At 39.1% G+C, this 15,321-nt stretch carries 23 protein-coding genes and 1 rRNA gene; 21 read left to right on the forward strand and 3 right to left on the reverse strand.

Translation table 11 applies throughout. From position 1 onward, the window contains the following. Positions 1-23 precede the first annotated feature (23 nt). The 15 genes from AC1FXZ_RS20035 to rpsI all read left to right on the forward strand — a co-directional run bounded on the left by AC1FXZ_RS20035 (position 24) and on the right by rpsI (position 9,012). Positions 24-677: an adenylate kinase gene (locus AC1FXZ_RS20035; protein ID WP_480056954.1), complete on the forward strand. Its 654-nt coding sequence runs from the start codon at positions 24-26 to the stop codon at positions 675-677. After that, complete coding sequence (gene map, locus AC1FXZ_RS20040) at positions 674-1,420, forward strand: type I methionyl aminopeptidase (protein WP_480056956.1); 747 nt, start codon at positions 674-676, stop codon at positions 1,418-1,420. Before AC1FXZ_RS20035 ends, map begins: the two co-directional genes overlap by 4 nt. An 18-nt stretch (positions 1,421-1,438) precedes the next feature. Continuing rightward, positions 1,439-1,747: a KOW motif-containing protein gene (locus tag AC1FXZ_RS20045; RefSeq protein WP_480056958.1), complete on the forward strand. Its 309-nt coding sequence runs from the start codon at positions 1,439-1,441 to the stop codon at positions 1,745-1,747. A gap of 4 nt (positions 1,748-1,751) precedes the next feature. Beyond that, positions 1,752-1,970, forward strand: coding sequence for a translation initiation factor IF-1 (gene infA / locus AC1FXZ_RS20050; RefSeq protein WP_010896341.1), 219 nt, complete (start codon positions 1,752-1,754; stop codon positions 1,968-1,970). Between the two features lie 101 nt (positions 1,971-2,071). Next, a complete protein-coding gene (gene rpmJ, locus AC1FXZ_RS20055; RefSeq protein WP_003322638.1) occupies positions 2,072-2,185 on the forward strand; it encodes a 50S ribosomal protein L36 in 114 nt (37 codons plus the stop codon). Positions 2,186-2,205: 20 nt separating this feature from the next. Beyond that, entirely contained in the window at positions 2,206-2,571 is a 366-nt protein-coding gene (gene rpsM / locus AC1FXZ_RS20060; protein ID WP_480056964.1) for a 30S ribosomal protein S13, read from the forward strand. 20 nt (positions 2,572-2,591) lie between these two features. Then, positions 2,592-2,984 (forward strand): 30S ribosomal protein S11, encoded by a 393-nt coding sequence (gene rpsK / locus AC1FXZ_RS20065; RefSeq protein ID WP_480056966.1) that lies wholly within the window; start codon positions 2,592-2,594, stop codon positions 2,982-2,984. A gap of 168 nt (positions 2,985-3,152) precedes the next feature. After that, positions 3,153-4,097: a DNA-directed RNA polymerase subunit alpha gene (locus AC1FXZ_RS20070; RefSeq protein WP_480056968.1), complete on the forward strand. Its 945-nt coding sequence runs from the start codon at positions 3,153-3,155 to the stop codon at positions 4,095-4,097. Positions 4,098-4,173: 76 nt separating this feature from the next. Continuing rightward, on the forward strand, positions 4,174-4,536 hold the full coding sequence (rplQ, locus tag AC1FXZ_RS20075; RefSeq protein ID WP_480056970.1) for a 50S ribosomal protein L17: 363 nt from the start codon (positions 4,174-4,176) through the stop codon (positions 4,534-4,536). Positions 4,537-4,649: 113 nt separating this feature from the next. Then, entirely contained in the window at positions 4,650-5,522 is an 873-nt protein-coding gene (locus tag AC1FXZ_RS20080; RefSeq protein ID WP_480056998.1) for an energy-coupling factor transporter ATPase, read from the forward strand. Further along, positions 5,498-6,364 (forward strand): energy-coupling factor ABC transporter ATP-binding protein, encoded by an 867-nt coding sequence (locus AC1FXZ_RS20085; protein WP_480056972.1) that lies wholly within the window; start codon positions 5,498-5,500, stop codon positions 6,362-6,364. The genes AC1FXZ_RS20080 and AC1FXZ_RS20085 overlap by 25 nt, the downstream gene beginning before the upstream one ends. Positions 6,365-6,368: 4 nt before the next feature. Then, a complete protein-coding gene (locus tag AC1FXZ_RS20090; RefSeq protein ID WP_480056974.1) occupies positions 6,369-7,169 on the forward strand; it encodes an energy-coupling factor transporter transmembrane component T family protein in 801 nt (266 codons plus the stop codon). A gap of 13 nt (positions 7,170-7,182) precedes the next feature. Beyond that, positions 7,183-7,947, forward strand: a complete 765-nt coding sequence (gene truA, locus AC1FXZ_RS20095; protein ID WP_480056976.1) for a tRNA pseudouridine(38-40) synthase TruA — start codon at positions 7,183-7,185, stop codon at positions 7,945-7,947. A 215-nt stretch (positions 7,948-8,162) separates the two neighbouring features. Further along, positions 8,163-8,600, forward strand: coding sequence for a 50S ribosomal protein L13 (rplM, locus tag AC1FXZ_RS20100; RefSeq protein WP_480056978.1), 438 nt, complete (start codon positions 8,163-8,165; stop codon positions 8,598-8,600). Between the two features lie 19 nt (positions 8,601-8,619). Beyond that, on the forward strand, positions 8,620-9,012 hold the full coding sequence (gene rpsI, locus AC1FXZ_RS20105) for a 30S ribosomal protein S9 (protein ID WP_480056980.1): 393 nt from the start codon (positions 8,620-8,622) through the stop codon (positions 9,010-9,012). A gap of 114 nt (positions 9,013-9,126) precedes the next feature. Here rpsI and AC1FXZ_RS20110 read toward each other — a convergent pair whose 3' ends face one another. Next, positions 9,127-9,561, reverse strand: coding sequence for a GerAB/ArcD/ProY family transporter (locus AC1FXZ_RS20110; RefSeq protein ID WP_480056982.1), 435 nt, complete (start codon positions 9,559-9,561; stop codon positions 9,127-9,129). Positions 9,562-9,847: 286 nt separating this feature from the next. On the opposite strand from AC1FXZ_RS20110, the gene AC1FXZ_RS20115 reads away from it, so the two are divergent. The 3 genes from AC1FXZ_RS20115 to AC1FXZ_RS20125 all read left to right on the forward strand — a co-directional run bounded on the left by AC1FXZ_RS20115 (position 9,848) and on the right by AC1FXZ_RS20125 (position 12,278). Then, positions 9,848-10,282, forward strand: coding sequence for a DUF2521 family protein (locus tag AC1FXZ_RS20115; RefSeq protein WP_480056984.1), 435 nt, complete (start codon positions 9,848-9,850; stop codon positions 10,280-10,282). A gap of 151 nt (positions 10,283-10,433) precedes the next feature. Continuing rightward, positions 10,434-11,147: an N-acetylmuramoyl-L-alanine amidase CwlD gene (gene cwlD, locus AC1FXZ_RS20120; RefSeq protein WP_480057000.1), complete on the forward strand. Its 714-nt coding sequence runs from the start codon at positions 10,434-10,436 to the stop codon at positions 11,145-11,147. A gap of 78 nt (positions 11,148-11,225) precedes the next feature. Then, complete coding sequence (locus AC1FXZ_RS20125) at positions 11,226-12,278, forward strand: Mrp/NBP35 family ATP-binding protein (protein WP_480056986.1); 1,053 nt, start codon at positions 11,226-11,228, stop codon at positions 12,276-12,278. Between the two features lie 48 nt (positions 12,279-12,326). On the opposite strand, the gene gerD is transcribed toward AC1FXZ_RS20125, so the two are convergent. Next, positions 12,327-12,938: a spore germination lipoprotein GerD gene (gene gerD, locus AC1FXZ_RS20130; protein WP_480056988.1), complete on the reverse strand. Its 612-nt coding sequence runs from the start codon at positions 12,936-12,938 to the stop codon at positions 12,327-12,329. Positions 12,939-13,081: 143 nt separating this feature from the next. Here gerD and AC1FXZ_RS20135 point away from each other — a divergent pair, with 143 nt between their 5' ends. Then, positions 13,082-13,672, forward strand: a complete 591-nt coding sequence (locus AC1FXZ_RS20135) for a KinB-signaling pathway activation protein (RefSeq protein ID WP_480056990.1) — start codon at positions 13,082-13,084, stop codon at positions 13,670-13,672. 129 nt (positions 13,673-13,801) lie between these two features. Here AC1FXZ_RS20135 and pdaB read toward each other — a convergent pair whose 3' ends face one another. Further along, complete coding sequence (gene pdaB / locus AC1FXZ_RS20140) at positions 13,802-14,563, reverse strand: polysaccharide deacetylase family sporulation protein PdaB (protein ID WP_480056992.1); 762 nt, start codon at positions 14,561-14,563, stop codon at positions 13,802-13,804. A gap of 175 nt (positions 14,564-14,738) precedes the next feature. Here pdaB and AC1FXZ_RS20145 point away from each other — a divergent pair, with 175 nt between their 5' ends. Next, entirely contained in the window at positions 14,739-14,960 is a 222-nt protein-coding gene (locus AC1FXZ_RS20145; protein ID WP_480056994.1) for a hypothetical protein, read from the forward strand. A gap of 265 nt (positions 14,961-15,225) precedes the next feature. Continuing rightward, a 16S ribosomal RNA gene (locus AC1FXZ_RS20150) occupies positions 15,226-15,321 on the forward strand; the annotation flags it as partial.

Below are 15,321 nucleotides of genomic sequence, written 5' to 3' on the forward strand. Positions count from 1 at the left end.
CGGAGCGATGGAGGGAGATTGGAATGAATCTAATTTTAATGGGGTTACCCGGTGCTGGTAAAGGTACACAAGCTGAGAAAATTGTTGAGAAGTATGAGATTCCTCATATTTCAACAGGCGATATGTTTCGTGCGGCAATTAAAGGCGAAACTGAACTTGGTTTAAAAGCAAAGTCTTTTATGGATGCTGGGGAGTTAGTCCCTGATGAAGTGACTATTGGAATCGTACGCGAGCGTTTAGCAGAAGACGATTGTGAAAAAGGCTTCTTGTTAGATGGTTTCCCACGAACAGTTGCTCAAGCAGAAGCACTAGAAGATTTACTTAATTCATTGGGACGCAAAATTGACTATGTGCTTAATGTTGATGTTCCTGAAAAGCTATTAATGGATCGTTTAACTGGACGCCGTGTTTCTCCTACTTCTGGAAGAACATATCATGTAATCTTTAACCCACCTAAAGTGGAAGGGGTTTGTGATGTCGACGGAAAAGAGTTAATCCAACGCGATGATGATAAGCCAGAAACGGTTAAAAAACGTCTTGAGGTTAACCAAAAACAAGCGAAGCCACTCATTGATTTCTACACTGAGAAAGGCTACTTACGTGAAGTGAACGGTGATCAGGATATAAATAAAGTGTTCGAAGATATCGATCAGTTATTGAAAGGACTTCGTACATGATCATTTGTAAGACAGAACGAGAAATTGAAATTATGAGAGAAGCTGGGAAGATTGTTGCATTAACGCATCAAGCGATTAAAGAACATATTCAACCCGGTATATCAACTGCAGAATTGGATGAGATTGCAGAAAAGGTGATTCGTTCACATGACGCAACTCCTTCATTCAAAGGCTATAATGGGTTTACAGGTAGCATCTGTGCTTCGGTAAATGAGGAATTAGTACACGGGATTCCTGGGAAGCGAGTGCTTAAAGAAGGGGATGTCATTAGCTTAGACATCGGAGCTTATTATAATGGTTATCATGGGGATTCAGCTTGGACGTATGCGGTCGGAAAGATTAGTGAGAAAGATCAAGAATTACTTGATGTTACAGAAGCTTCTCTTTTCAAAGGGTTAGAGTTTGCTAAACCTGGCAATCGTTTATCTGATATATCTCATGCAATCCAAACATATGCAGAGCCATTTGGCTATTCAATTGTTCGGGAGTATGTTGGGCACGGTGTTGGGCAAGACTTGCATGAGGACCCACAAATTCCTCACTATGGTCCACCTGGAAAGGGCCCAAGACTAAAACCAGGAATGGTTTTGGCAATTGAACCGATGATTAATGCTGGTACACGTTATGTACGGACTCTTTCCGACAACTGGACTGTTGTAACTGTTGACGGGAAGAATTGTGCACACTTTGAGCATACAATTGCTATTACGGATTCAGGTTATGAAATCTTAACAAAAGCTTAAATGTAGGTGATGATGTCTATGCAAGACTCTGGTTCTACCCCGGAGATTGGTCAAGTCGTTGTAGTTACTAAAGGCCGTGACCAAGGTCAGTTAGGAATTATAGTCGAGTTAATCGACGATCGATTTGTAAAAATCGCTGATGGTGATAAACGTAAAGTTGACCGGATGAAGAGAAAGAACATTAGTCACTTAGATTTAATTGATTACATTGCTGATGAAGTTCGCAACAGCTTTATAGAAACAGGACGTGTTACTAACGGAAAGTTACGTTACGCGTTAACGAATTTTTTGGAGCAACACTCTGATTTACTGAAGGAAGGAGAGTGAACCCATGGCTAAGGAAGATGTTATTGAGGTAGAAGGTACAGTTATTGAACCACTCCCAAATGCAATGTTTCGTGTTGAACTAGAAAATGGTCATAAGATTCTTGCCCACGTTTCTGGAAAGATTCGTATGCATTTCATTCGAATTCTCCCTGGTGATAAGGTGACAGTCGAGTTATCGCCTTATGACTTAACACGTGGTCGCATCACATATCGATACAAATAATACGTTGCGAGAGCGACTAGCAAGATAATTTCGGATTGTCCTGCTTTAATCTGATTAGGACTCTAATCGGTGCACTCCGTACCATATAGGAGGTAAAAATAATGAAGGTAAGACCATCAGTCAAGCCTATTTGTGAAAAGTGTAAAGTAATTCGCCGTAAGGGAACGGTAATGGTAATTTGTGAAAACCCTAAACACAAGCAAAAACAAGGTTAATTAACAAGGAGGTGCTGTACATGGCACGTGTTGCAGGCGTCGATATTCCACGTGACAAACGAGTTGTGATTTCACTTACGTATGTCTATGGTATCGGTAAAGCTAAGTCGTCTGAAATTCTAGCGAAGGCTGGAGTATCTGAAAATACTCGCGTTCGTGATCTAACTGAAGAGGAATTAGGACGCATTCGTGAAGCAGTTGAAGGTTATAGAGTAGAAGGTGACCTTCGTCGTGAAGTTTCACTAAATATTAAACGTCTAATTGAAATTGGTTCATATCGTGGTATTCGCCACCGTCGTGGTCTACCTGTTCGTGGACAAAATTCTAAAAACAATGCTCGTACGCGTAAAGGTCCTCGTCGTACAGTAGCAAACAAGAAAAAATAGTAAAGGAGGTCGCATAAAAGATGGCTAAGAAAACGAATACTCGTCCAAAGCGTCGTCAACGTAAAAATGTTGAGGCTGGAATTGCTCACATTCGTTCAACTTTCAACAACACGATCGTGACAATTACAGATACGCATGGTAATACAATTTCTTGGGCTAGTGCTGGCGGATTAGGATTCAAAGGCTCTCGTAAGTCAACTCCTTTTGCTGCTCAAATGGCTGCTGAAACAGCTGGGAAGACTGCTATGGAGCACGGTATGAAGACTATCGAGGTTTCTGTTAAGGGACCTGGAGCTGGTCGTGAAGCGGCAATCCGTTCGTTACAAGCAGTAGGCCTTGAAGTTAACATGATTAAAGATGTTACTCCAGTTCCTCACAACGGTTGTCGTCCGCCAAAACGTCGTAGAGTATAACGGAAAATAATCTTTGTATAGATTTTCCTGACCTTGTCAATACTGGATAGAGCGATAACAGTCCTGTTGGCAAAATTGGTGTAAAGCTTAGGTATTGCCTGCTGGTTATCCGGTTAGGCAATCCTTGCAGTCTACCGGAGTTCGACGTTTTGAAGGAGGGTTTGTTAAATGATAGAAATTGAGAAGCCAAATATTGAAACGGTTGAAGTAAGTGAAGACGCTAAGTATGGGAAATTTGTGGTAGAACCACTTGAACGTGGGTATGGTACCACATTAGGAAACTCCTTACGTCGTATTCTTCTCTCCTCTTTACCAGGCGCTGCTGTAACATCAGTTCAAATAGATTCTGTGTTACATGAGTTCTCTACTATCGAAGGTGTTGTAGAAGATGTAACAACAATCATTTTGAACTTAAAAAAGCTTGCTCTTAAAGTCTATTCAGATGAAGAGAAGACCCTTGAGATCGATTTCCAAGGTGAAGGTGTTGTTACGGCTAATGATTTAACACATGACAGTGATGTTGAAGTTTTAAATCCAGATCTTCACATTGCAACACTTGCAAAAGGTGCACATCTTCGTATGCGTCTTATTGCTAAACGTGGTCGTGGCTATGTCCTAGCAGAGGGCAATAAGAATGACGATCAACCAATCGGAGTTCTTCCTATTGATTCGATTTACACACCTGTATCTCGTGTAAATTATCAAGTTGAGAATACACGCGTCGGTCAAGTAACCAACTATGACAAACTAACTCTTGATGTCTGGACTGACGGAAGCATCCGTCCTGAAGAAGCTGTTTCTTTAGGTGCTAAAATCTTAACTGAGCATTTAAATATTTTTGTTGGAATGACAGATCAAGCTCAAAATGCTGAAATTATGGTTGAAAAGGAAGAAGATCAGAAAGAAAAAGTTCTTGAGATGACGATTGAAGAACTTGATCTATCAGTTCGTTCTTACAACTGCTTAAAGCGTGCGGGTATTAATACTGTTCAAGAATTAACTCATAAGTCTGAAGAAGACATGATGAAAGTTCGGAACCTTGGTCGTAAGTCATTAGAAGAAGTACAAGAGAAGCTTGGTGAATTAGGACTTGGTCTTCGTAATGAAGAATAGTTCTACCCCTTACTTTTCTTTTACGGTTAATATTGTTGCTCGATATACGAGCAGGTAACAAAGGAGGGAAACGAACATGGCATACGCAAAATTAGGTCGTGATAGCGCTGGTCGTAAGGCTCTATTCCGTGATTTAGCAACAGATCTTATCATTAACGAGCGTATCGAAACAACTGAAGCGAAAGCTAAGGAGCTTCGTTCAATCGTTGAGAAAATGATTACACTTGGTAAGCGTGGTGACTTACATGCACGTCGTCAAGCTGCTTCATTCATCCGTAGAGAAGTAGCAAACGAAGAAACTGGCGAAGACGCTATCCAAAAACTTTTCTCTGATATTGCAACTCGTTATGAAGAGCGTCAAGGTGGTTATACACGTATCCTTAAAGTAGGTCCTCGTCGTGGTGACGGTGCACCTATGGCTATTATTGAACTTGTATAATTGAATTGATACATGAGTGAATAGATGAGGCGACAAAGGGCAAATCAGATCTGAGCACGTATGCTCTGACTCTGGGCCCTTTTTTGTTTGCCTATTTTTTCTTTCAACTCTTGATGCTTCTATACTTTTCTATTTATGGGGGTGAGTCTTTGTCAGCTTTAATCGCATTGCAACACGTGACTTTTCAATATGAAAATACGAAAGTTCCTGCATTAGAGGACATCACTCTCTCAATTAATTCTAATGAATGGATTGCTGTGTTAGGTCGAAATGGTTCTGGAAAATCTACTTTTGGTCGTTTATTAAACGGATTACTGTTACCAGAAAAGGGTACGGTTGTCATTGATGGCTTTTCTACTCATAATGAGGAAGATGTATGGCCAATTCGAAAAATGGTAGGAATGGTTTTTCAAAATCCAGATCATCAATTCGTCGCAACAACCGTTCGAGACGACCTTGCTTTTGGTTTAGAGAACTTAGGACTTGATCGTGAGGTAATGGAAGAAAGAATTACGAAGTACGCATCATTAATAGGAGTTACTCATCTGTTAGAAGCAGAACCACATCGCTTATCTGGTGGCCAAAAACAAAGAGTTGCCATTGCTGGAATCATGGCAATGGAACCAAAGGTAATTGTCTTTGATGAAGCAACATCAATGTTAGATCCTGTTGGAAGAAAAGAAGTGCTTGATACCATTCAAATGCTGCATAAACGTGGCGTAACGATTATTTCTATAACGCATGATATGGATGAGTCTGTTTTAGCAGATCGGCTTCTTATTTTTCAAAATGGAACCCTCGCTTTAGAAGGGCCACCATCCTATATCTTTTCTCAAGTAGAGACGTTACGTGATGTGGGTTTGTCTTTGCCTTTTTCGATTGCCTTACAGCAACAGCTTGAGGAGATAGGGGTTTCATTATCGAAAACGTGCCTAACAGAAGAGGAGCTGATCAATGAATTATGGACATTGTATTTAGAAAAGTGAGTCATTGTTATATGCTAGGCAGTCCGTTTGAGAAGGTTGCGTTAAATGACTTCTCCGTAACGATTCCATCGGGTTCTTTCACTGCAGTTATTGGTCATACAGGCTCGGGGAAATCAACATTTATCCAGCATATAAATGGCTTACTCCGTCCAACAACAGGTTCAGTTAAGGTTGGGAAGTATGAAATTAAAGCTGGAGAAAAGAAAACAAATTTAAAGGCCTTGCGTCAGCAGGTTGGGTTAGTTTTTCAGTATCCTGAACATCAGCTTTTTGAAGAAACGGTTGAAAAAGACATTTGTTTTGGCCCAATTAATTTCGGGCTTCCAAAAGAAAAAGCGGTGAAAAGAGCAAAAGAATTATTGCCACTTGTTGGATTAAACGAAGAGGTCTTGTCTTCTTCTCCTTTTCAATTAAGTGGAGGCCAAATGCGACGAGTTGCCATAGCTGGTGTACTTGCTGTTCGACCTTCTGTTTTAGTTTTAGATGAACCTGCTGCGAGTCTTGATCCTGAGGGTCGTGAACAAATGATGAATTTGTTTTATAACTACCACAAGGATAATGGGACAACTACTGTACTCGTGACTCACCATATGGAAGATGCGGCGAAATACGCTGATCAAATCATCGTTCTGCATGAAGGAAGTGTTGAGATGATAGGTGGTAGAGAGCTGATTTTTGAGAGGGCTTCACGTCTGAAAGAAATAGGCCTAGATTTGCCTAACTCCGTGCGCTTCTTAGAGAACGTTAAAGCAAAGTTTGGTCTTAACGAGGTACCTATGGAATTTGATCTGACTGGCACATCCCGTTTCTTAGGAAATCTTATTAAGCAAAAAGGGGAGTAGATCGATGTTACAAAATGTCATCATTGGACAATATGTATCTACTTCTTCGTTATTACATCGTTTAGATCCACGTTCAAAACTAGTAGGTGTATTTCTATTAGTTATTGTTATATTTCTTGCCGATAATTGGTTAGCAAATGCTTTTATTGTCTTGTTTACGATAGCAATGGTCGTTTTATCGAGAATTCCTTTATCGTTCATATATAGAGGGATTAAACCGATTTTATGGTTGGTTTTATTTACATTTATCTTGCACTTATTTTTAACACGAGAAGGGGATATTCTCTTTCAGTTTGGTTTTTTCACTCTTTATGAGGAAGCACTTCGGCAAGGGGTAATGATCGCAATTCGTTTGATTACGATTATTTTACTAACATCGCTCATAACTCTAACAACTAGACCTATTGATTTAACAGATGGTTTAGAGAGTTTGTTTACCCCGTTAAAAAAGGTGGGACTTCCTGCGCATGAACTAGCATTAATGATGTCAATCGCGCTTAGATTTATACCGACCTTTATGCAAGAAACTGAAAAGATCATGAAAGCTCAAATGGCACGCGGAGTTGATTTCACAACAGGGCCATGGAGACAAAGGATTAAAGCGTTATTGCCACTACTTATACCGTTGTTTATTAGTGCCTTTAATCGAGCCGAAGACCTTGCCCTTGCAATGGAGTCACGAGGGTATCGTGGTGGTGAAGGAAGGTCAAAATATAGACAGCTTATTTGGGGCGTGAAAGATTTTCTTGCTTTATTTGTCAGTTTTCTATTTGGTGCTGTAATTGTCGTGTTACGTTTCCTATGAAAGGATGTTGAAGATGAAACGAGTTGCTTTATGGGTTAGCTATGATGGTACGCAATTCTCTGGATACCAAGTTCAACCAAATGGCCGAACCGTTCAAGAAGAAATCGAGAAGGCTCTTTCTAGGATTCATAAGGGCACGCATATTCGAATTCATTCATCCGGGCGTACAGATGCGGGAGTCCATGCTAGAGGACAAGTCGTGCACTTTGACTCGACATTGACGATTCCAGTAGATCGGTGGCCCAAAGCATTAAATGCGTGTCTTCCTGATGATATTCGTATTAATGAAGCTAACTATGTGACTGAAGACTTTCATTCTCGTTATCATGCCGTTCAAAAGGAATACCACTATCGTGTTTTATTAAATGCAAAAGGTGATGTATTTAGGCGTAACTTGACCCATCATGTAGCGACTCCTGTTAATATTGTATTGATGCAAGAAGCGTCGCGCTCTTTAATAGGAACGTATGATTTTTCTTCCTTTTGTGCTGCCAATACGAGTGTGGTCGATAAAGTTCGAACGATATATGATGTCTCGATAGAGCTTGATAGGGATGAACTGGTATTTAAATTAGTAGGAAATGGCTTCTTATATAATATGGTTCGTATTATTGTAGGAACATTGCTTGAAATTGGAGCTGGGAAACGAGAAATAGGTGAACTTGCGACAATTTTAGAGGCAAAAGACCGGACAGTTGCTGGGAAAACAGCACCAGGAAAAGGGTTATACTTATGGAGAGTATCCTATGACTCATCCATTTTTAGCGAGTTGTATTAGAGGGAAACAATTTATTTTAAAAAAACATGATATGACAACGAGGCCTCGTGTAACATTTTGTTGACATTACGGTTTGAATATTATATGATGATAGACGGTAATTCCAAAACCCACTAGCCCCGGGTTCGGAATGTTACATTAGACATTGGTTTTAAATTTTTTTAGATTTGAATGATTGAAAATACGAAAGTGATCGTTTTTTAGGAGGGAAATTCATGCGTACAACATATATGGCAAAGCCAAATGAAGTTGAGCGTAAGTGGTATGTAGTAGACGCTGAAGGCCAAACGCTTGGTCGTTTATCTTCAGAAGTTGCTTCAATCTTACGTGGTAAGCACAAGCCAACTTTTACTCCTCACGTTGACACTGGTGATCATGTTATCATCATTAACGCTGAGAAAATTCAATTAACAGGTAATAAATTAAATGATAAGATTTACTACCGTCACACAATGCACCCAGGTGGTCTTAAAGCAACTAGAGCTGCTGATATGCGTGCTAACAAGCCAGAGCGCATGCTTGAGCTTGCAATCAAAGGTATGCTTCCAAAGAACACTCTTGGACGCGCACAAGGTATGAAACTTCATGTATATGCAGGTAACGAACACAAACATCAAGCACAAAAACCAGAAGCTTACACACTTCGTGGTTAATCGATAGGAGGGTATTATTTTGGCACAAGTACAATATTATGGTACAGGTCGCCGTAAGCACTCTGTTGCTCGCGTACGCCTATTACCAGGTGACGGCCGTATCGTTATTAACGGTCGCGAATTAGATGAATACTTTAATCTTGAAACTTTAAAGCTTATTGTTAAACAACCACTTGTTGAGATTGGCGTAGAAGGTCAATATGACGTAAACGTTAATGTAGATGGTGGTGGTTACACAGGACAAGCGGGTGCTATCCGTCATGGTGTTGCTCGTGCTCTACTTCAAGTAGACCCTGATAACCGTCCTGCTCTTAAATCTGCAGGCTTCTTAACTCGTGATGCACGTGCGAAAGAGCGTAAGAAATACGGTCTTAAAGCAGCACGTCGTGCACCTCAGTTCTCAAAACGTTAATATACTTGCGTTTGGAAGGCTCTCAAGGCTATATACTTGGGGGTCTTTTTTTGTGTTTGTTTTGAATGAAAAATCCTATCTACTAGATAGTAGTAGATAGGATAAGTGACGTGTTTATACACTTTTAGTAGTTGGTGTAGCTTGCTTAGCTTTATCTAAATAGAAATAAAGAAACAGTGGAATGATAAAAGCCGTAATCAGAATGAATAAGGGCTTAACTCTGTCGAAGTGAATGAGTTGAGTAGAGTACTCGAAAAACCATATACTGCACACAAAACTAAAAACTCCAACTGGAGGAACTAGTAATTTTCCAGAGATATTTGTAGACAATTTTTCTATCCCCTTGCAAATTACAAAAAGAGTAAAGACTATTTTGACAAAAATAGTAGGAATCCAAAGTGCTGCTATGATAATATCCATTCGATCTAGGAAATCGGTAACTCTAATTTGCCTTACTAGTAAGTAGGCTGGATCATAGAAAATGGTCGCTACTTGGATACTGTTTAATGTTATGTAGATTATCGTCAATGTTTGTGGACAGCTCTTCATTTTTGACGTCTATAATCTCTTTAGTAATTCGTTTGCGTTTGATTCTAGATAATTTTTTCCTCCTGGATAGAAACCTCATTTAGAAATTAGGTATACATTGTAATTTGAAATATCTACTAGTGTTGCCGTTTTTAGTGTGTTCCCGAGTGTTGATATTATTCAAGTTATTAAATCAAGCTTACGCTTAAGTTTACTTGGACAATTTCGGAAGCTTTTCCACTGCATGCTTAGATTTGATGGAAGTCATACTAAAGGAAAAGAAAACGTATGAAAGGAGAGGAAAGTAATGAGTGTAACTGTGCTGTCAGATATACGCAGAGAGAAGCAATGGAAATTTGAACGCAAGCTTTTAAAGAGCTTGTCTTTGAAAGATCTCAAAGCAAATGTTGAGCAACATTTTAAACCTGTAGTTCCATTTTATTTACTCTCCCATCCTTTTTTAATCGACCCTTGCATGGATATGGCAATAGATGCTTTCCTTGTAGGGGGGGAATATAGCAAATTTGGGTACTTAGGAGAATCAGAAAAAGAAGTTAAACATAGGTGTGATGATGAATTGACAGAGATATCACATTGTATGTTCAACTTGCTTCAAGGGTGGTTAATTGACTCTGACTATTTACTTGATTCGCTTCAAGTTTCTACAGAAGCATTTGTCGAGAATTGGTGGACAAAAGGTTTTAGAGAAGGTGAAAAACGTTATCGCTTAAGATTGCATTAATGTTAACTCTCTATACACGAACTAATTGTATGCACTTATTATCTGTTTCTAAGGTTGTTCAATTTGAACAACCTTTTTAATTTAACTTCATATTTATCACCTCGTCCCAATATACATTAATAGAAGTGGACGAGGAGGGGTTGCAGTGAATTTGGTAAAATGGTTAAAAGGGGGAGCCTTTGCTTTAGGTGTTGTGTGTCTGTTATTTATTATCCAATTTCAATTTGTTAGTAATGATTCATGGTCGAACTGGAATCTTCCTTTATCAGGTAAAGTAATCGTTGTTGATCCAGGGCATGGTGGAATTGATGGAGGAGCTGTGTCAAAAACAGGAACACTTGAAAAAGATATTACGTTATTAATCAGTGAACAGCTTCGCGATTATTTGCAAGAAGCGGGGGCGCTTGTATTAATGACACGTGAAGATGATCATGACTTAGCAAATGCAGATACAAAGCGAGTCAGGCAAAGGAAAAATGAAGATTTAAGACAAAGAGTGACAATCGTTAATGAATCTGGTGCTGATATGTTTGTTAGCCTGCATTTAAATGCAATTCCTTCACCGAGGTGGAGTGGAGCACAAACATTTTACAATCGTGCTATACCGGAAAATGAGCGTTTAGCTAAATTGGTACAAGATGAAGTAACCCGTAATTTGGAAAATACAAATAGACAAGCAAAACCAATTCATAATGTATATTTAATCAAACAAGCGACCATTCCTGGAGTGTTAATAGAGGCTGGATTCTTGTCAAATCCTGCAGAAGCAGAATTGTTAAAGACAGAAGAGTATCAACAAAAAGTTGCAGCATCGATTTATCAAGGAATCTTGCGCTACTATACAAATGAGAAAGACCCACAATAATATTAAAGGAAACCACCACATTTCCAACAGCCTCGTATGATATACTAGAGGTATAATTGGAAAAGGAAGGTGTCCGTATTGATAACAGAAGAACTAGTCATCGAAGCATTAAAACGAGTAAAAGATCGAGACTTAAATAAAAATCTTGTAGAGACGGGTGGCGTCCGTGAAATTAAAATAAAAGAAGACAATGTTAGTGTTAAAATCGCTTTAGCAAAAACAGGTACTGCTGAACAAATGGAAGTGCAGCAGGAAGTCGTTAATGTTATTAAAGGCGAAGGAGCTGCTTCAGTAGGTCTTCGTTTTGAAGAACTGACAGAAGGAGAGCTGCAAAAGTTGGGTGGCGTTAGTGAACCAGCATTTGAAGGTCCAAAGCTACTTGCGCCAGATAGCAAGACGACATTTATCGCAGTAACAAGCGGAAAGGGTGGAGTTGGGAAGTCGACGGTTTCAGTTAACCTGGCTACTACCCTGGCACGTTTAGGAAAAAAAGTCGGAATTATTGATGCTGATATTTACGGGTTCAGTGTTCCAGATATGATGGGCATAGAGGAGCGTCCAAAAGTCGTTGAGGATCGAATTTACCCAGTTGAGCGTTTTGGAGTAAAGGTGATATCGATGGGATTCTTCGTTGAAGACAATGCACCTGTTATTTGGAGAGGACCGATGCTTGGAAAGATGCTAAACCAATTCTTTACGGACATCGAGTGGGGAGAGTTAGACTATTTAGTACTGGATCTGCCTCCTGGGACAGGAGATGTGGCCTTGGATCTACATACAATGCTTCCGCATTCTAAGGAAATTCTTGTTACTACGCCTCACGCAACTGCTGCGTTTGTTGCTGCACGTGCTGGAACAATGGCGATTAAGACTCACCACGAGATTCTTGGTGTCGTCGAAAACATGGCTTACTTCGAAAGCCGTGTAACAGGTGAGAAAGAATATGTGTTTGGAACTGGCGGGGGAGAAAGACTAACAGAGGAACTAAAGACAGAATTATTAGGTCAAATACCTTTAGGGCAGCCGGAAATTGATGAAGATAACTTTGCTCCTTCTGTTTATGGAGAGGACCATCCTATCGGGCAAATTTACGAAAATATCTCAAATAGAATTATTGAAAAGACAAAGTAAAAAAAGCCCATTTGGGCTTTTTTTTACTTTGATAAGTATAATTGGAGATTAACCTTCGCCTTCTTGTTCACCCCCACCATCTTCACCTTCATTAGTTGGATCTTGCTTTTCCATTTGCTGTTCAGCGACTCTAGTGAGAATTTCATTTATTTGTGCGACGAAATAAGGACTTTCGAATGCTTCTGACATAATGGTCATAACTTGTTGACGGTATTCTTTTGATTTTAATGTATCAAGTAAAGCGTCTTCCATTTCAGGATCTTGTAGTACAGTAATCATCATGCTTTGGTATTCTGGGTCTTTCATAAGTCCTTTCAGAAGCTTTTCATTTTCTGTTTGCATACTTTCTGCGAATGTTTGTGCAAACTCAGGGTCTTGCATCACATCTTGCCAAAATTGTCTTCCCGCTTCGGATGTTAAAGTTTGTTGAATGGTTTCTCTAACAAAAGCGTTGTCCATGACAATTTCTTTTCGTAACTCATCGTCACTCATAACTTCTTGGATGGCTTGTTTTCCCTCTTCCGTCTGTAACATATCCACCATCATCTTTTTTGTACTTTCATAATCAGGACTAGCATTTCCCCCGCCATCAGCCGCTGCACAACCAGCAAAATTAGCTAGGAGTGTTATAAGAACGATTAGATATGTTATTTGTTTCATGCTGTGCGGCTCCTTTCGGTCATTTTGTCATTAATTTGAGATATTTACCGATAAATTATTCATCAGAGTGTAAGAAGACTAGCAATTTTTTGAGGAGATTGTTACAATCATGAAAGCAGAATTGAATAATGGGGGATTTGCTCGTGAACAGTCGGAAAGTGGTTTACCTTTTTTTCACCACTCTTTTAGTTGGAAGTATTAGTGGTGCGATTGTTGGATTTGCATTGGAATATCATGTATATACTGAAGGCTCATTTTTAAATTTCCTTTTTGGTCTTTTTTGGTTACTTGGGATATGTGCAGCATTTAGCCTAGTAAGTCAAATGGGCTTTTTCGCTTATTTAACGATTCACCGATTTGGACTAGGTTTATTTAAATCACAAAAGCTTTGGAATTATGTCCAGATCATTATAATTGCATTTGTTGTTTTTGATTTAATGTACTTTCGATATGTAGCCTTTGCAGAACCTGGGGAAACCATTCTTCATTATATGGTTATGCCATTGTTATTATTGGTTTATGGTCTTATTATTGCGTTTATAAAAGCAAAGGACACTAACAAAGGAGCGTTTATCCCAGCTTTGTTTTTTATGGTTGTAGTCACTACAATTGAATGGGTACCGGCGTTAACGGTAAACGATCCTAAATGGTTGTGGCTATACTTTACACCTTTAATTACAGCTAATACGTGGCAATTACTTATTTTGCATCGCCTTACAAATAAGCCTGACTAACAAAACGAAAAGTGGACGTAGTTGGTTCTCCTGTCATGGAAGACCAGTTACGTCCACTTTTTTTAAAAAAAGTGCCGGGGCTATTTTGCTAGCAAGGGAGAAGAGTTTACGCAATTCACTATCGAATTTCTAATTTATTTCTTCATTTTCTGATTGAGTACTAGCCATTAAATCCTCAACTGTAGTAAACGAAAATCCATCTCCACGTAGTCGATCGATGATGATAGGTAATGCTTTATGTGTTTGTTTGACGGAGTCAGATGCATGAAATAATACAACATCACCTGATTCAGTCTCTGAGGTAACAGTATCCACAATTGTATCCACCCCTGGATTTTGGTAATCTCGTGAGTCGACACTCCAGTGAATAACATCGAAGCCTTGAGTATCGGCTATTTCTAACGTACGTTTATTAAATGCTCCATTAGGTGGCCGTAATAGTGAAGGTTTCTCTCCAGTCAGTTCGGATAGAATCTGGCTACTTTGATTTATATCCTTTCTAACTTTTTCCTCTTCCCAATCTGTATAATCTTTATATTGATAGCCATGACTACCGATACTATGTCCTCTTTCTTTTATGTCTTCTACGACATCAGGATAGCGTTCTGCCCAAGAAGCTGATACAAAAAAATTTGCATGATCTACTTCTTTTTGGTCTAAAATGTCTAAAATCGGCCCGATGCGATTTTCTCCCCAGCTAATATTAAAAGTTAATGCGATTTGCTTATCATCGATCTCTGCCTTATAAAATGCTTGTGGTCCATCGGGGCTCGAAAATACGGCTATTTGCGATCGTTCTACATAAAGAAAACCAGCAGTAAAAAAAGCTGCAATGATGACCAGCGATAATTGTTTGATACGTTTGGCGTGAAAGATCCAAAAGAAATTCATTGCTTACCCTCCTTGTCCATTGTTATGACCAATCTATGGCAAAAGAAGAGAATATATGAATAAAATTGGTACAAACTGAAAACAATTAAAAAGGCTTTAGTAAAATTTAAAGCAAAAATTTTTTTAGATGTTAGTTTAAATCTTGTTGTTAGTTACAATAGTCGAGGTGGTTATGTTGTTAGGGGTAATGTTGAATGAGAAAGAAATACAGGAAATAGAGTATATGCTAAAAAGAGAGATGGAAGAGTTACTTTTAGACTTATCTGATCCACGAATTGATGATGTAGTAAAGCGTGCAATGGAAGAAAAGTATCAAATTGTATTCAAAATATATAAACGCTTTGTCCCTCCAAAAGAGACGATGAAATACGTACTTAATCGACGCAATACACAATAGTTTGTGTGTTGCTCACTTTTTGTTGACATCACTTTTTTTACGTGATATATTATTTCATGTCGCAGCGAGTTATTAGTGAGCTTGACCTACTAAGACAGTTGTGCTATAGTATTATTAGTCGTTAAGGACGACATGAGAGTTCTTTGAAAACTGAACAAAAGCCAAGCGAAATAGAGATACATGATATCTCGTCAATGAAGTGATTTTCATTGAAAATCACATTTCCGTATGAACACATACGGATTGAGCTAATCAGCTTACCATTTTCATGGAGAGTTTGATCCTGGCTCAGGACGAACGCTGGCGGCGTGCCTAATACATGCAAGTCGAGCGAACCAATTAAGAGCTTGCTCTTAAGAGG

The sequence above is a fragment of the Halalkalibacter sp. HAAS-P014 genome, from assembly GCF_056619965.1.

What these genes read in the sequence shown, in the direction of transcription:
- AC1FXZ_RS20035 (WP_480056954.1), top strand. Translation starts at nt 24, where the DNA reads ATGAATCTAATTTTAATGGGGTTACCCGGTGCTGGTAAAGGTACACAA.
- map (WP_480056956.1), top strand. Translation starts at nt 674, where the DNA reads ATGATCATTTGTAAGACAGAACGAGAAATTGAAATTATGAGAGAAGCT.
- AC1FXZ_RS20045 (WP_480056958.1), top strand. Translation starts at nt 1,439, where the DNA reads ATGCAAGACTCTGGTTCTACCCCGGAGATTGGTCAAGTCGTTGTAGTT.
- infA (WP_010896341.1), top strand. Translation starts at nt 1,752, where the DNA reads ATGGCTAAGGAAGATGTTATTGAGGTAGAAGGTACAGTTATTGAACCA.
- rpmJ (WP_003322638.1), top strand. Translation starts at nt 2,072, where the DNA reads ATGAAGGTAAGACCATCAGTCAAGCCTATTTGTGAAAAGTGTAAAGTA.
- rpsM (WP_480056964.1), top strand. Translation starts at nt 2,206, where the DNA reads ATGGCACGTGTTGCAGGCGTCGATATTCCACGTGACAAACGAGTTGTG.
- rpsK (WP_480056966.1), top strand. Translation starts at nt 2,592, where the DNA reads ATGGCTAAGAAAACGAATACTCGTCCAAAGCGTCGTCAACGTAAAAAT.
- AC1FXZ_RS20070 (WP_480056968.1), top strand. Translation starts at nt 3,153, where the DNA reads ATGATAGAAATTGAGAAGCCAAATATTGAAACGGTTGAAGTAAGTGAA.
- rplQ (WP_480056970.1), top strand. Translation starts at nt 4,174, where the DNA reads ATGGCATACGCAAAATTAGGTCGTGATAGCGCTGGTCGTAAGGCTCTA.
- AC1FXZ_RS20080 (WP_480056998.1), top strand. Translation starts at nt 4,650, where the DNA reads ATGCTTCTATACTTTTCTATTTATGGGGGTGAGTCTTTGTCAGCTTTA.
- AC1FXZ_RS20085 (WP_480056972.1), top strand. Translation starts at nt 5,498, where the DNA reads ATGGACATTGTATTTAGAAAAGTGAGTCATTGTTATATGCTAGGCAGT.
- AC1FXZ_RS20090 (WP_480056974.1), top strand. Translation starts at nt 6,369, where the DNA reads ATGTTACAAAATGTCATCATTGGACAATATGTATCTACTTCTTCGTTA.
- truA (WP_480056976.1), top strand. Translation starts at nt 7,183, where the DNA reads ATGAAACGAGTTGCTTTATGGGTTAGCTATGATGGTACGCAATTCTCT.
- rplM (WP_480056978.1), top strand. Translation starts at nt 8,163, where the DNA reads ATGCGTACAACATATATGGCAAAGCCAAATGAAGTTGAGCGTAAGTGG.
- AC1FXZ_RS20110 (WP_480056982.1), bottom strand. Translation starts at nt 9,561, where the DNA reads ATGAAGAGCTGTCCACAAACATTGACGATAATCTACATAACATTAAAC.
- AC1FXZ_RS20115 (WP_480056984.1), top strand. Translation starts at nt 9,848, where the DNA reads ATGAGTGTAACTGTGCTGTCAGATATACGCAGAGAGAAGCAATGGAAA.
- gerD (WP_480056988.1), bottom strand. Translation starts at nt 12,938, where the DNA reads ATGAAACAAATAACATATCTAATCGTTCTTATAACACTCCTAGCTAAT.
- pdaB (WP_480056992.1), bottom strand. Translation starts at nt 14,563, where the DNA reads ATGAATTTCTTTTGGATCTTTCACGCCAAACGTATCAAACAATTATCG.